Annotated in this window: 11 protein-coding genes and 1 pseudogene; 10 read left to right on the top strand and 2 right to left on the bottom strand. The window is 51.8% G+C overall.

Annotated elements, in window-relative coordinates; translation table 11 throughout:
- Positions 1–21 precede the first annotated feature (21 nt).
- From ABYA77_RS06560 to cobA, 8 genes and pseudogenes are all read left to right on the top strand, one after another.
- Positions 22–591, top strand: a complete 570-nt coding sequence (locus ABYA77_RS06560; protein ID WP_372965151.1) for a CvpA family protein — start codon at positions 22–24, stop codon at positions 589–591.
- A gap of 34 nt (positions 592–625) precedes the next feature.
- Positions 626–2,149, top strand: a complete 1,524-nt coding sequence (gene purF / locus ABYA77_RS06555; protein ID WP_372965150.1) for an amidophosphoribosyltransferase — start codon at positions 626–628, stop codon at positions 2,147–2,149.
- A 30-nt stretch (positions 2,150–2,179) separates the two neighbouring features.
- Positions 2,180–3,403, top strand: coding sequence for an O-succinylhomoserine sulfhydrylase (locus ABYA77_RS06550; protein WP_372965149.1), 1,224 nt, complete (start codon positions 2,180–2,182; stop codon positions 3,401–3,403).
- A 23-nt stretch (positions 3,404–3,426) separates the two neighbouring features.
- Positions 3,427–6,000, top strand: coding sequence for a DNA translocase FtsK (locus tag ABYA77_RS06545; protein ID WP_372965148.1), 2,574 nt, complete (start codon positions 3,427–3,429; stop codon positions 5,998–6,000).
- An 11-nt stretch (positions 6,001–6,011) separates the two neighbouring features.
- On the top strand, positions 6,012–6,659 hold the full coding sequence (lolA, locus tag ABYA77_RS06540; protein ID WP_372965147.1) for an outer membrane lipoprotein chaperone LolA: 648 nt from the start codon (positions 6,012–6,014) through the stop codon (positions 6,657–6,659).
- Positions 6,659–7,993 (top strand): replication-associated recombination protein A, encoded by a 1,335-nt coding sequence (locus ABYA77_RS06535; protein ID WP_372965146.1) that lies wholly within the window; start codon positions 6,659–6,661, stop codon positions 7,991–7,993. Before lolA ends, ABYA77_RS06535 begins: the two co-directional genes overlap by 1 nt.
- 116 nt (positions 7,994–8,109) lie before the next feature.
- Positions 8,110–9,384 (top strand): serine--tRNA ligase, encoded by a 1,275-nt coding sequence (gene serS, locus ABYA77_RS06530; RefSeq protein WP_372965145.1) that lies wholly within the window; start codon positions 8,110–8,112, stop codon positions 9,382–9,384.
- Positions 9,385–9,422: 38 nt separating this feature from the next.
- Positions 9,423–10,229, top strand: a pseudogene (gene cobA / locus ABYA77_RS06525) (uroporphyrinogen-III C-methyltransferase); the annotation flags it as partial.
- A gap of 47 nt (positions 10,230–10,276) precedes the next feature.
- On the opposite strand, the gene ABYA77_RS06520 reads toward cobA, so the two are convergent.
- Positions 10,277–11,350 (bottom strand): 3-deoxy-7-phosphoheptulonate synthase, encoded by a 1,074-nt coding sequence (locus ABYA77_RS06520; RefSeq protein WP_372965164.1) that lies wholly within the window; start codon positions 11,348–11,350, stop codon positions 10,277–10,279.
- Between the two features lie 229 nt (positions 11,351–11,579).
- Between ABYA77_RS06520 and ABYA77_RS06515 the strand changes: the two genes are divergently transcribed.
- Complete coding sequence (locus ABYA77_RS06515) at positions 11,580–13,355, top strand: DUF1631 family protein (protein ID WP_372965144.1); 1,776 nt, start codon at positions 11,580–11,582, stop codon at positions 13,353–13,355.
- 9 nt (positions 13,356–13,364) lie between these two features.
- A complete protein-coding gene (locus ABYA77_RS06510; protein ID WP_372965143.1) occupies positions 13,365–13,778 on the top strand; it encodes a PilZ domain-containing protein in 414 nt (137 codons plus the stop codon).
- A gap of 54 nt (positions 13,779–13,832) precedes the next feature.
- Here ABYA77_RS06510 and ABYA77_RS06505 read toward each other — a convergent pair whose 3' ends face one another.
- Positions 13,833–14,618: an enoyl-ACP reductase gene (locus ABYA77_RS06505; protein WP_372965142.1), complete on the bottom strand. Its 786-nt coding sequence runs from the start codon at positions 14,616–14,618 to the stop codon at positions 13,833–13,835.
- Between the last annotated feature and the right edge of the window lie 19 nt (positions 14,619–14,637).

Here is a 14,637-nt window from a genome sequence, read left to right as displayed (position 1 = left end):
GTTTTCTCCATCGGGTTGTACATGGAATCGCTGATCTGGATTGACTGGGTCATCATTGCCCTTATTTCTGTATCCACGCTCATCAGTCTTAAGCGGGGTTTCGTTCGCGAGGCCCTGTCATTGGTGACATGGATCGGTGCATTTATTATTGCCCGAACGTTTCACCCTCAGATGCAATCGCTGCTTGAATCGACGGTAGAAACGCCGCTTGTTCGCCTTATCGCTGCTTTTGCGATTCTGTTTTTCGGTACCTTGATCGTTGGTGCCATTGTTAACAACCTTATTGGCCATCTGGTCAGGGCAACGGGCCTTTCCGCCACTGATCGTGTGCTTGGGATGGGTTTCGGATTGCTTCGTGGTGTGGTTGTCGTGATTGTTGCCATTGCCTTCACCCGTTACACCCCTCTGGCACAAGACACCTGGTGGCAGTCATCTATCATGATTGAGCGCCTTGCGGTGGTCGAGGACTGGTCTCGCAGAACCTTCGGTGATGAGTTTGCCCGCTTCCTGGGGCCGGCAGACAATCAGGAAGGTGAAAAAGAAATACCCAATGAACCGGAAGGCGTGGAAGCCACGTCTGCATCCCGCTAACATTCAGTTTTAACACTCGGAGATTTTTTCAGCCATGTGTGGCATTGTCGGTATTGTCAGTACATCTAACGTCAATCAGCTGCTTTACGACGCGCTGACCGTTCTACAACACCGTGGCCAGGATGCGGCGGGTATTGTCACCTTCCAGGACGACCGTTTTTTCTTGCGTAAAGACAATGGCTTGGTGCGCGATGTTTTTCACACCCGTCATATGCACCGCTTGGTTGGTAATGTAGGCATTGGGCATGTGCGTTACCCGACTGCCGGCAGTTCCAGCTCTGCTGAGGCTCAGCCGTTCTACGTGAATAGTCCTTACGGTATAACGCTCGCTCATAACGGTAATCTGACCAACGCGGATGACCTCAGTAGTGATCTGTTTCGTACCGACTTGAGGCACATCAATACCAATTCTGATTCGGAAGTTCTGCTGAACGTATTTGCTCATGAGTTACAAAAGCTGGGTAAACTGAACCCGACGAAAGACGAAATTTTCTCCGCGGTTCGCGCAGTGCATCAGCGCTGCCGTGGTGCCTATGCTGTGATCGCCATGATCACTGGTTATGGCATTGTGGGTTTTCGTGACCCTAATGGTATTCGCCCGGCATGCTATGGCGTTCGTGAGAGTGAGAGTGGTCAGAAGGAGTATATGATCGCCTCGGAAAGCGTCGCGTTGAATGCTGCAGGTTTCACTCTGGTGCGTGATATTTTACCCGGTGAAGCCGTTTATATTGAAACAGATGGCACGCTCTACACTGAACAGTGTGCAGAGTCTCCAAAGCTTTACCCTTGCATTTTTGAACATGTTTACTTTGCTCGCCCGGACTCTATTATTGATGGCGTCTCGGTGTATAAAGCACGGTTGAGAATGGGCGAGGTTCTGGCTGATAAAGTTCTTCGTGAACGCCCTGATCATGATATCGATGTGGTTATGCCTATTCCGGATACGAGCCGTACTTCTGCTATGCAGATGGCCGTTCAGCTGGGTGTAAAGTATCGCGAAGGTTTCATTAAAAACCGTTACATCGGCCGTACCTTTATCATGCCCGGCCAGAAAATGCGTAAGAAATCAGTTCGCCAGAAGCTCAACCCTATCGACCTGGAGTTTCGTGGTAAGAATGTCATGCTGGTCGATGACTCCATTGTTCGAGGCACTACGTGTAAAGAAATCGTTCAGATGGCCCGGGATGCCGGAGCTCGCAACGTTTACTTTGCCTCGGCTGCGCCCCCAGTCCGTTATCCAAATGTGTACGGTATTGATATGCCCTCGGCTAACGAACTGATTGCCCACGGCCGGACGGTTGAACAAGTGGGCGAACTGATCGGAGCCGATTGGCTGGTGTATCAGGATCTGGAAGATCTGACGGCTTGCGTTAGCGATGTAAATAGCGATATCGATGGCTGGGAGTGTTCAGTGTTTACCGGCGACTATGTCACTGGTGATGTCGATAGTGCCTACTTGTCCCGGCTTGAGGACAAGCGCAAGGATGGTGGTGATTTGAGTGACAATATGTCCAACTCGGATAATGCAATTATTGACCTTCATAATGACGAAGACTGAAGGGTTGCTGATTAATCACAGGAGAATGCCATGACCCACGGGCGCGAAGAACACCTCTGGATTCCTGAGTCTGATCTTGAGGGAATGTCCGTTGATACTCTGGCCGTGAGGGCAGGGCAGATTCGCACCGGTCAGCTGGAACATAGCGACGCTATCTTCCCAACCTCCAGCTTTGTTTATGGTAGTGCTGCACAGGCGGCTGCCCGCTTTGGTGGGGAAGAACCCGGCAATATATATTCCCGTTTTACCAACCCCACAGTACAGGCGTTTGAAGCCCGTATTGCTGCGATGGAAGGCGGGGAAAGAGCCGTTGCTACAGCATCGGGTATGGCCGCGATTCTCAGTACCTGTATGGCGTTGCTGAAATCGGGTGATCATGTTATTTGTTCCCGGGGAGTTTTCGGAACCACTAATGTGTTGTTCCAGAAATACATGGCCCGGTTTGGCGTGCAAACAACGTTCGTCAGTCTGACAAATGCTGACGAGTGGCGCTCAGCCGTTCGCCCTGAAACAACGATGCTGTTTATCGAAACGCCGTCGAATCCGCTGTGTGAAGTGGCCGATGTTGCCGCGTTGTCCGCCATGGCTCATGAGAATGAAGCCTTGCTGGTTGTCGATAACTGCTTCTGCACCCCGATTCTTCAGCGCCCGCTGGAGCTAGGTGCCGATCTGGTTATTCATTCAGCCACAAAATATCTGGACGGCCAGGGCCGCTGCGTTGGAGGTGTGGTCGTAGGGCCTGAAAAGTATCTTAATGAGATTTACGGTTTTATTCGGTCGGCTGGACCAAGCATGAGCCCGTTCAATGCGTGGGTATTCCAGAAAGGTCTCGAAACCTTACCGATTCGTATGCGTGCCCACTGTGACAATGCGTTAGAGTTAGCTAAGTGGTTGGAATCACAGCCTTCGGTCGAAACAGTTTACTATGCGGGTCTGGAAAGTCATCCTCAGCATGAGTTGGCGAAGACGCAGCAAAGTGGCTTTGGTGGCATGGTCTCGTTTGCCCTGAAGGGTGGCAGAGAGCAAGCCTGGCGCTTCATCGACAGCACAAGGATGATATCCATTACTGCAAACCTGGGTGATGTAAAAACAACCATCACCCATCCGGCAACGACCACGCACGGTCGACTGTCTCCGGAAGACAAGGCGCGAGCGGGTATTACTGAAAACCTGATCCGGCTTTCCGTGGGCATAGAAGCCATCGATGACCTGAAAACTGATCTCGAAAGGGGTTTTCAGGCACTGAAAGACTAAACTTACTGACGGTTTGAGCATTCATGGCGGCACCCGCTAAAGCGAAGAAATCTGTACCTACGGAACTGACAGACAAACAAAAGCGCTTTCGCCGTCTGATGGCCCAGGGGGCCAGAGAGGGTGCTGTCCTTGGCCTGATTGTGTTGTGCATTTACCTGGCCATGGCGTTGTTTACATTCACCCCATCTGATCCCGGTTGGGCCAGTATTGGCCACGAAACCGATGTCCAGAACCATGCTGGCCGAACGGGTGCGTGGCTCGCCAGTCTGTTAATGGACTTTTTTGGCCATGTTTCGTGGCTTTTCCCCGTAATGGTGGCCGGTTATGCGTTAATGCTGATCCGCTTGCGTCACCAGCCTCTCGACCTGCATTGGCCGTTGTTTGCGGTGCGTTCGGGTGGCTTTCTGCTGATTTTACTATCGGCAACCAGCCTGTTGTCTTTATATTCCCTGTTCGGTTTGGGGATGTCTTCCGGGGGTGTATTAGGTAAAGCTGTGTCGGAAGCTATGGTGCGCTTCTTTAACCTTCCTGCGACAACGCTGTTGTTGATTGCCATCTTCCTGTTTGCGTTGACTGTCACCACTGGCCTTTCCTGGTTCCGTCTGATGGATCAGGTTGGTAATGTCACCCTGAAGGCTGGCTTGGCGATCAGCGCATTTGTGCGACGTAAATTCAAGAAATCAGACCGTCCGGCACAATTAAAACACGAACCTGAACCTCCCGTTATTCATGCAGACACGCAAAAATCCGAGCCGGATACCAGGCCCTCTATGGATGGCAGAGTATCCTGGTGGCGTCGTTTGTTTCGAAAGAAAATTCCAGCTGCAAAGCCTGGACGAAACAGTGAATCCCGTATTGAGCGCAAGGAGCCGGCTCTCGAAGGACAGCCTGCGGTAGAGACTGAACCTGCGCGGATTGAAAGTTTTAGTTCCCGGGATGCCGAGCCCGTAACGCCAAAGGTTTCTGCCAGGAAAACGGAAAAGTCAGCAGGCCGCTCTCTGAAAATTGCCCCTTTCATAAAAGAAGACCAGGGCGGTTCAAGTAAAAAGGCAGATACCAGACAAGGTTCTCTGCTTGAGGATATCGAAAGCCCAATTCCACCGATTACGCTGCTTGATCCGCCAGAGGAGCACAAAGAGAGCGGTTATTCGGAAGAGTCGCTGGAGCACATGTCACGCCTGCTGGAAGAAAAGCTGGCTGATTTCGGGGTTACCGTTGAAGTCGTTGAAGTTAATCCCGGTCCTGTTATTACCCGTTTTGAAATCAAACCGGCGGCGGGTGTCAAAGTCAGCAAGATTTCTAACCTTGCAAAGGACCTTGCCCGCTCGTTAGCGGTATTAAGTGTCCGGGTAGTCGAGGTGATTCCGGGTAAATCGGTGGTAGGCATTGAGATACCGAACGAAACACGTGAAATTGTGCGTTTGAGTGAAGTCCTGGGGGCCAGGGTATTTATTGACTCTGCGTCGCCTCTGACACTAGCCCTGGGTAATGACATTGGCGGTAACCCGATGGTTGCCAACCTCGCGAAGATGCCTCATCTGCTGGTGGCCGGTACTACGGGTTCCGGTAAGTCGGTGGGCGTGAACGCTATGATTCTGAGCATGCTGCTGAAGGCTGGTCCGGAAGATGTCCGCTTTATCATGGTGGACCCCAAGATGCTTGAACTCAGCATCTACGACGGCATACCCCATCTTCTGGCTCCGGTTGTTACCGACATGAAAGAAGCTGCCAATGCCTTACGCTGGTGTGTTGCTGAAATGGAACGTCGGTACCGGCTAATGGCAAGCCTGGGGGTCCGGAACCTGGCGGGTTACAACAAAAAAATTAAAGACGCTCATGCCGATGGTGAACCTCTGCTTGACCCACTGTGGAAGCCGGACGAATTCCTCGCCAACGATGAACAGGATCGCCCGGAACTGGAAACCCTGCCTTTCATCGTTGTGGTGATTGACGAGTTTGCCGACATGATGATGATTGTCGGGAAAAAAGTTGAAGAGCTTATTGCGCGTATCGCGCAGAAAGCGCGGGCGGCGGGTATTCACTTGATTCTAGCAACTCAGCGCCCGTCCGTTGACGTTATTACAGGTCTGATTAAAGCGAATATTCCTACTCGTATCTCGTTCCAGGTTTCTTCCAAGATAGACTCCCGGACAGTGCTCGACCAAGGTGGAGCAGAGCAGCTTCTCGGCCATGGGGATATGTTGTACTTGCCACCGGGCTCCGGCTTGCCGGTTCGGGTTCATGGCGCCTTTGTGGATGATGATGAAGTGCACCGCGTTGTGAGCGCCTGGAAAGCCAGGGGGGAGCCTGAGTATGTCGACGATGTACTAAGTGGTGCTGAAGGCGAATACCTTCCGGGTGTCCCCACCTTGAGTGAAGGTGGTGGCGGGGATGAGGGTGATGCCCTTTTTGACGAAGCTGTAGCCTTTGTGACGGAAGGTCGCAGGGTGTCGATTTCTTCGGTGCAGCGCAAATTTAAAATTGGCTACAACCGTGCGGCCAATCTGGTGGATGCCATGGAAGCGGCGGGCGTCGTCAGCTCAGCGGGCCATAATGGCGCCAGAGAAGTTCTGGCACCCCCACCCCCAAGAGACTAGGAGATTTATCAATGGCCAGACAACTGTTAACCAGTATTTTGTTTGTGCTCTTGTCTGTGTCTTCCGGCATAGCAACAGGGCAGGAGTCGTCACAAGGCGCGGCCGAAGAGTTATCTTCCATTCTGCGCAGTTATGAGACCTATCAGGCTGACTTTATTCAGATTGTGGTTGGAGAAAATGGTAGCCGGGTTCAGGAAACCCGTGGTTCACTGAAGGCCAAGCGTCCTGGCTTATTTTATTGGGAAACCGATGCACCTCTGTCGCAATTTATTGTCAGTGATGGGGAGAAGGTAGAGGTTTATGATCCAGATCTTGAACAGGTCACGATTCATAAGCTCGATGACCGTGTGCAGACCACACCGGCACTCTTGCTCAGTGGCGAGGTTGACAATCTGGATGAAACCTACGAGGTCAGTCATCGTATGTTGGCTGAAGCGGCTCAAGAATTCACGTTGGTGCCACGGGGTGCGGATTCACTGTTTGTCTCATTACGCCTCAGTTTCTATCAGGGCGAACTGCAAGAAATGAGAATGGAAGATTCCTTGTCTCAAATCAGCATTCTCAGCTTTGAAAACGTTGCGTTGAACAAGGCAATTGATAAAAACGCCTTCCGGTTGGAATATCCCGAGGAGGTTGACGTTATTCGGGATGGCGTCTGATGCAGAACAACCTGTTTCAACAAGAAACCGGTTTTCAGCCTCTTGCGGCCAGAATGCGGCCTGCAACACTTGATGAATATGTTGGTCAACAGCATCTGGTTGGGGCTGGAAAGCCGCTCAGGCGAGCTGTGGAGCAGGGGCAGCTACATTCTATGATCCTATGGGGGCCACCGGGCGTAGGTAAAACTACTTTTGCCCGGTTGCTCGCCAACGTGGGCGAACTGACTTTTGAAACTCTCTCGGCCGTGCTTAGTGGTGTGAAGGAAATTCGAGAGGTTGTTGAGCGGGCAAAGAATCGCAAGCAGTCACAGGGGCGTGACACACTGTTGTTTGTGGATGAGGTGCATCGTTTCAATAAAAGTCAGCAGGATGCTTTTCTGCCCCATATTGAAGATGGCACCTTCATTTTTGTCGGCGCAACTACGGAAAATCCTTCCTTTGAACTGAACAGTGCTTTGTTATCCCGTACGCGCGTTTACGTTTTGAAAAACCTTGAGCCCGATGACATTCTGACGCTGCTCGACCGGGCCCTGAAAAGTAACGAAGGCTTTGGGGGTGATCTCCAGGTTGATCAATCTGTTCTTGGCGCCATGGCGGCGGCCTCTGGTGGTGATGCGCGGCGGGCACTGAATATTCTTGAAGTGGCTGCAGATCTGGCAGAGGTGGATGAACAAGGCTACAACAGGGTCGCCTCCGAAACTCTTGAGCAGGTCCTGCAAACGAGCCTTCGCCGCTTTGATAAAGGCGGGGACGTATTTTATGACCAGATTTCCGCGTTACATAAATCAGTCCGAGGCTCCAATGCTGATGGTGCTTTGTATTGGCTATGCCGGATGTTAGACGGCGGTTGCGACCCGCTTTATATAGCTCGCCGGTTGGTCCGGATTGCCAGCGAAGACATCGGTAATGCGGATCCCAGGGCGTTACAGATCACTTTGCAGTCGTGGGATGCCCAAGAGCGACTGGGGTCTCCTGAAGGTGAGCTGGCTTTGGCTCAAGCCGTTACCTACCTGGCGATGGCCCCCAAGAGTAATGCGGTTTATACCGCCTTTAATCAGTGCATGGCAGATATTCGCAAAGACCCGGATTATGAAGTTCCTGTTCACTTACGGAATGCGCCCACCAAACTGCTCAAAAGCATGGGGCACGGGAAAGAGTACCGTTATGCCCATGATGAGCCCGACGCTTATGCTGCTGGCGAGAATTATCTGCCAGAGGCCATACATCAACGCCGATACTACGAACCCGTAATGCGGGGCCTCGAAATCAAGTTGGCTGAAAAGCGGAAACGGCTTGAAGCACTTGATGCTCAAAGCCCAACAAAACGATATTAATCCGCACCAATGACTGATTTGTTAATGCTGCGCTGGCCGATGGTGGTCAGCAGGTTTCCGGCGGGTATAATGTCGAGTTATTCACCCATTCGTTAACTGGATAATTCAGGAACACCATGCTCGATCCCAAACGTGTCCGTTCACAGACTGAAGAGATCGCCCGTCGGCTGGCTATCAAAAACTTTGAGTTTGACGTTGCCACCTTCGAAGAGTTGGAGGCGCGTCGCAGAGCCATTCAGGTTCGTACCGAGGCTCTGCAGGGCGAGCAGAACAAACGGTCTAAAATGATCGGTAAAGCGAAGGCCTCTGGTGAAGACATCAAGCCGTTGTTGGATGAAGTGGATAATCTCAAGCAACAGCGGGGCGAAGCAGAAGATGAGCTGAGGTCTGTTCAGGAGTCTCTGAATGCGTTCCTGGCGGGTATTCCTAACTTGCCAGATGAAGATGTTCCGCCGGGTAAAAGTGAAGACGATAACGTTGAAACCCGGGTCTGGGGTACGCCGCGGACGTTTGATTTTGAGCCGAAGGATCATGTTGCCTTGGGTGAAGCGATTAAAGGGCTGGATTTTGAAAAAGCGACGAATCTTGCTCATTCCCGTTTTGCCGTCATGCGCGGCCAGCTGGCCAGGTTGCACCGTTCCCTGGCTCAGTTCATGCTGGATCTGCATACGAGCGAACACGGTTACACTGAAACCTACGTTCCGTATCTGGTTAATGGCAACGCTTTGTTTGGTACTGGTCAGCTCCCAAAGTTTGAGGAGGACCTGTTCCGTACGGTTGGCGATAATCCCCTGTACCTGATTCCTACCGCGGAAGTGCCTGTAACTAACCTGGTGGCAGACACAATTCTGGAAGATTCCGAGTTACCATTGCGGATGGTTTGTCATACACCTTGCTTCCGCAGCGAAGCCGGCTCATATGGACGGGATGTTCGTGGCATGATTCGCCAGCACCAGTTCGATAAGGTTGAGTTGGTACAAGTGGTTCGCCCAAGCGAGTCTGCGGAGGCATTGGAACAACTCACCAGCCATGCAGAGAAAGTATTGCAGTTGCTGGAGCTGCCGTACCGGGTTGTCACGCTGTGTGGTGGTGATATGGGGTTCTCAGCGGTTAAAACTTACGACCTTGAAGTGTGGTTGCCCGGGCAGGGTAAATACCGGGAGATTTCTTCTTGTTCAAACACCCGGGACTTCCAGGCACGCCGGATGCAGGCACGCTGGCGCAACCCGGAAACCGGAAAGCCTGAACCTGTTCATACATTGAACGGGTCTGGTCTGGCGGTTGGTCGTGCCATGATTGCTGTCATGGAAAACTACCAGCAGGCGGATGGCAGCATCCTCGTTCCTGAGGTGCTCAAACCGTACATGGGCGGCGTTGAGCGGATCCAATGAGCCATCAGAATGATGTACCGGGCAAAGGTGTAAAGCCCGGAACTGCCCCGGTTCGGTTCAAAGTGAATCCCATCACTGATAATCCGAATAATTCTGCAGGGGAGGTCGCTCTTGTCGGAGCAGGGCCTGGTGATCCGGAATTACTGACACTGAAAGCCTGGAGACTCATCCAGGCTGCTCAAGTGGTGCTTTACGATAGCCTGGTGTCACCCGAAATTATGGCTTTGATACCCGAACAGGCTGAGAAGATTCACGTTGGCAAACAACGTTCAAACCATACCTTACCTCAAGATGAGATCAATCAGCGGTTGGTAGATCTGGCCCGGGAAGGTTTCAGAGTGGTTCGGCTTAAAGGGGGGGACCCCTTTATATTTGGCCGTGGTGGTGAGGAAATCGAAACACTTGCGGCTGCGGGGGTCCGTTTTCAGGTCGTGCCAGGCATAACTGCGGCTTCCGGGTGTGCAGCGTATTCTGGTATCCCGCTAACGCACCGTGATCACGCTCAATCGGTTCGGTTTATAACCGGGCACTTGAAAAATGACACCTGTAACTTGCCGTGGTCTGATTTTGTTCAATCCAATCAGACGCTCGTGTTCTATATGGGGCTTGTGGGTCTGCCGATCATTTGCCGAGAGCTCATTGCACATGGGATGGACTCAGGCATGCCTGTGGCTTTAGTCTCGAAGGGGACAACGCCGGAACAGCGAGTTGTGACAGGGACTCTTGAAACGATTACAGGCGTTGTGGAGAAAAGTGGTGTCCAGGCGCCGACGATTGTGATTATTGGTCAGGTTGTCAGCTTGAGGCGTAAGTTGGACTGGCTTGGTGCTCAGCCCGTCAATTGATGCACTGAATGTGGGTCCGCATCATTCATTGATCCGGACCCCTTTGATCAGTTTCCGCGTTTTGGCAGAACGTCTTTCAGCTTCTCGCGCATATCACGGATAGCTTTCTCTGTTGTTTCCCAATCAATACAGGCGTCAGTCACCGATACACCATATTTAAGGTCAGCCAGGTTTTCTGGAATAGGCTGATTTCCCCAGTTGATGTTGCTTTCAACCATCAGGCTTTGAATGGAATCATTACCTTCCATAATTTGGCGGGTAACGTCCTGCATAACCAATGGTTGAATGGCGGGGTCTTTGTTGGAGTTTGCATGGCTGCAATCAATCATGATGGATTTACGCAGCCCGGCTTTTTCCAGCGCTCGCTCGCACAGCGCTACGTTGACGGAATCGTAATTTGGCTTTCCACCGCCCCCCCGCAGAACCACGTGGCCATAGTTGTTGCCCTTGGTACGGGTGATCGCGCCACGGCCTTGCTGGTCAATGCCAAGGAAGCTGTGAGGGTGGGAGACGGAGTTCATTGCATTGACAGCAACATCCAGATTGCCATCTGTGCCGTTTTTGAAACCAATGGCCATTGATAAGCCACTGCTCATCTCACGGTGTGTCTGTGACTCAGTGGTGCGTGCACCAATGGCTGACCACGCAATGGCATCTTGCAGGTATTGAGGAGATATTGGGTCTAATGCTTCGGTGGCTACCGGAAGCCCCATCTCATTGATGTCCAATAAGAGACGACGCCCAATGTGAAGGCCCTGTTCTATATCAAAAGAATCGTTCAGGTGTGGATCGTTGATCAGGCCTTTCCAGCCTACCGTCGTGCGTGGTTTTTCGAAGTAAACGCGCATAACCAGTAGCAGAGTGTCGCTGACTTCATCGGCCAGTTTTTTCAGGCGGGACGCATAGTCAAGGGCAGCATCTACATCGTGTATCGAGCAAGGACCCACAACAATAAATAAACGCTTATCTTTGCCGTCCATGATGTCGTAAATGGCCTGACGGCCCGCAGCTACAGTGTCTGCAGCCTTGTCAGAGAGTGGCAGTTCTTTTTTCAGAGCTTCAGGAGTAATCAGTGGTTCCTGGCTGGCCACGTTCAGGTTTTCCAGTTTCTTGCCCGACATCTTGTTGTGCTTCCCCGAATCAGATCGTTGCATCACCGGGGCAACTCCGTGTTTACTTGCCCGGTGATTGAAGATTAACGCGAATGGTGCCGGTACACGGTTGCAGCAAACCCCGGCGAGTTGGTTATACTGCGTTATTTGAAGGTCCATTTCAACGCTTCCAGATAACAGGTAACGGATGTATCCCAAGCCCCAGAGGCCACAGGCAGTCTTCTCACCAAGAAAAGTGGTGTCCGACAGGATCGACCAGGTTCTTGCTGGCATCCGAGTGCCCGATTTACCTTATCCGACAGCCAAGGCCGCGCCAGAAGCCACCCCTGACTGGCGTCCGTTACTCTTGTCTTGCTGGTCTGAGCAACGAGATGAGCGTGTTACCAAGGTGCTCCGATCGGTCCAGATTCAATGGAGTGTCCGCCAGGTGAATGCGGCCTATTTATCAGATCGCATCATGGATGTTTTCCTGAAAACCAGTGGTCTTCATACCTCATTGGTCAGTCGTGTTGCCCGGCTGCGGTTCTGGCTGGCCTGGCGCCTGGATGACGCCGGTAATACCGCATTAAGCGATGTGATTCTGCAATGGCTTGATCACTTGCAGGAATGGCGCGGCTGGAGCGATAACGGTGGACGCTCTTCGCGGATTCTGCTCGAACAGCTCGATAGTTTAATCATCGCTGTGGCTGGAAGTTTCGAGAGTCAGACCATCGAACCCCTGGAGAATTACTGTCGGCAATCGCTTGATGACATGTTTAGGCGAGGCGCTCAGGTAACCAGACTTCGTGAACGGTTATACGAAACTGAGCTGGGAGCTTCACGACAGCGCCTTGCTGAACAGGTTGCCAGAGCGCTGGTGGGTAGAGCCTTGTCAGGACGAAACCTACCACCGGTCATCTCTCAATTCATCATGGATGACTGGTTCAGAGTACTTAAGCAGAGCGTGCTTGGCGATGGTGTTGATAGTGAACTGTATCGGCATGCAAATAAAATTCTCGAATGGCTGGTCTGGGTTGGTGACCCGGAGTTGTCTGATAAAGACCGTAACAAGTTGTACCAGGTTGGTGAACAGCTGGGGGATAGAATACAGGACGTCTGGCGTAGGGCCTTGGGACAGGATATGCCTGCGACCTCAGGTGAGGGTATCCACGCGGTTATTGTTGATCGGATCCGGGGGGAGGTTCCGGAGTTGGCCTTGGCCTTGCCGCCGGAAATCAATTTCATGTGGGATAATCGCTGGCTGGGAATGGAACCGGTTCAGGCTTCTGATTATGAGCCTTATATCGGGCATTGGTTCGTAGAAGGTGAGGGAGCACAGGAGCAGCGGCGGTTTTTCTTCACACTGCTTGAAGAAAGCCAGGAAGTTGTCTGGACCAACGGGGCCGGAGTAAAGCTAGGCCTGCAAAGTTGGTCAGAGTTCAGGATGAAGCGTGAGGCCCAGATTCTGAGGGAAATGCCCGACTCTAAGCCATTTGGAGAGGTTTTAAACGAAACAGTTGGGGTGCTTGTAAACGTGTGTGACAAGCAACAACAACAACGGGAGCTTGCAGCTAAAGAAGCCAGAGCCAGAGCAGAAGCTCTGCGCCGCGAGAAAGAAGAGGCTCTGCGTATCCAGGCAGAACAAGAAGCTGCTCATAAAGCGGAATTGGCCAGGCAGAAAGCGATTGCAGAAGAACGAAGGCTGGCTGATGAACAACTGGAGCTTGAGCGGTTGCGGAAGGAGGCAGAAGCTGCGGCAACCAAACTTGTTGAAGGTATCGGGCTGGAGGGGTGGATTTCTCTTCAGGGCGAATCTCAGGAAAATGAGCCATTGCGTTTAAAATTGGCCGTAAAAATAGCGGCTTCGAGAAAGTTTATATTTGTCGACCGTTTGGGGTTGAACCGTCATCAGTTCATGCATGACGAGTTGGTGGCCGGCATAGTTGAAGGGAGGATACGGATCCTGGGTGGTGGGGCTGAGTTTGATGACACGCTGAGTCGGGTGGTTGGACGTATTCGTGTGGGCCGGAATTAAGGATTGAATATGGAAGACAAAGATTACAGCTTCGGCGCAGATCAGGTGGCACCCGACGGTCAGGATATGCGGGAAGACTACCGGCTAACGGCGCGTGCAATTGCAAAAATACAGATTGAGTCGTTAGAGCCCCATGAGGGGGATGACGGCTCGGCAAGTTTCAATACGGTTAGCTGCGAGATAAGAGACATTTCAGTCCGGGGTATGAGCCTTGTTTCACAGCAGGCCTTGAATGTTGATTCGATTTTAAGCGCTCATGTTCGCCTCGATTCTTTGTCAGAACCGTTTCATTTAATGATTGAAGTGATTTGGTGTCGAGAGGATGGGCGAGGGTACTTGATGGGCGTTCGTGTTCTGGACTCTGATGAAACCGATTACCTTGCCTGGCTGGATGCGGTGGCTCAAGCTTTTACTGACAGCTAAAAACAAACAAAGCTGGCCTTTGCCAGCTTTGTTTGTTGAGAAAACAGGAAATGTTTAGTCTTCCAGTTCACCCATTCCGGTGATGTTAAAACCAGCATCAACATAAAGAATTTCGCCGGTAATACCAGAAGCCATATCTGAGCACATGAACGCAGAAGCGTTACCAACTTCCTGAATTGTAACATTACGACGTAAAGGCGCGCGTTTTGCATTTTCTGCGAGCATGCGGCGGAAGCTCTTGATGCCAGATGCGGCCAGAGTTTTAATTGGGCCGGCAGAGATTCCGTTTACCCGAATTCCTTCTTTACCCAGGCTGGCGGCCATATAGCGCACGTTGGCTTCGAGTGACGCCTTTGCAAGACCCATTACGTTGTAGTTCTGCAGTACCTTTTCAGCGCCCAGGTAGCTGAGCGTCATCAGGCTGCTGCCCTCATGCAACATCTTGCGAGCACCTTTGGCCAAGGCTACAAAGCTGTACGAACTGATGTCGTGAGCTATACGGAAGCCATCACGGGTGGTTACGTCTACATAATTTCCGTTCAATTCATGGCTTGGAGCGAAGCCAACCGCATGAATGATGATGTCGACGTTGTCCCAGTGCTTGGCCAGTTCGGTAAAGACGCCCTCAATTTCCTCATCGCTAGCAACGTCGCAGGGAATGGTGATGTTGCTTCCCCATTGTTCTGCAAACTTTTCAACGCGCGATTGAAGCTTTTCGTTTTGATAGGTGAAGGCTAATTCAGCGCCTTCACGGGCAAAGGCTTCGGCAATGCCGTAAGCAATGGAATGTTTGCTGGCAACGCCAACAATCAGTGCTTTCTTACCACTGAGGATTCCCATGGGTATCTGCTCCCTATGT

The organism is Marinobacter sp., from assembly GCF_041595835.1.
Classification (GTDB): Bacteria; Pseudomonadota; Gammaproteobacteria; order Pseudomonadales; family Oleiphilaceae; genus Marinobacter.
This window is presented reverse-complemented; position numbering and strand designations above follow the sequence as displayed.

What these genes read in the sequence shown, in the direction of transcription:
- ABYA77_RS06560 (WP_372965151.1), top strand. Translation starts at nt 22, where the DNA reads ATGGAATCGCTGATCTGGATTGACTGGGTCATCATTGCCCTTATTTCT.
- purF (WP_372965150.1), top strand. Translation starts at nt 626, where the DNA reads ATGTGTGGCATTGTCGGTATTGTCAGTACATCTAACGTCAATCAGCTG.
- ABYA77_RS06550 (WP_372965149.1), top strand. Translation starts at nt 2,180, where the DNA reads ATGACCCACGGGCGCGAAGAACACCTCTGGATTCCTGAGTCTGATCTT.
- ABYA77_RS06545 (WP_372965148.1), top strand. Translation starts at nt 3,427, where the DNA reads ATGGCGGCACCCGCTAAAGCGAAGAAATCTGTACCTACGGAACTGACA.
- lolA (WP_372965147.1), top strand. Translation starts at nt 6,012, where the DNA reads ATGGCCAGACAACTGTTAACCAGTATTTTGTTTGTGCTCTTGTCTGTG.
- ABYA77_RS06535 (WP_372965146.1), top strand. Translation starts at nt 6,659, where the DNA reads ATGCAGAACAACCTGTTTCAACAAGAAACCGGTTTTCAGCCTCTTGCG.
- serS (WP_372965145.1), top strand. Translation starts at nt 8,110, where the DNA reads ATGCTCGATCCCAAACGTGTCCGTTCACAGACTGAAGAGATCGCCCGT.
- ABYA77_RS06520 (WP_372965164.1), bottom strand. Translation starts at nt 11,350, where the DNA reads ATGTCGGGCAAGAAACTGGAAAACCTGAACGTGGCCAGCCAGGAACCA.
- ABYA77_RS06510 (WP_372965143.1), top strand. Translation starts at nt 13,365, where the DNA reads ATGGAAGACAAAGATTACAGCTTCGGCGCAGATCAGGTGGCACCCGAC.
- ABYA77_RS06505 (WP_372965142.1), bottom strand. Translation starts at nt 14,618, where the DNA reads ATGGGAATCCTCAGTGGTAAGAAAGCACTGATTGTTGGCGTTGCCAGC.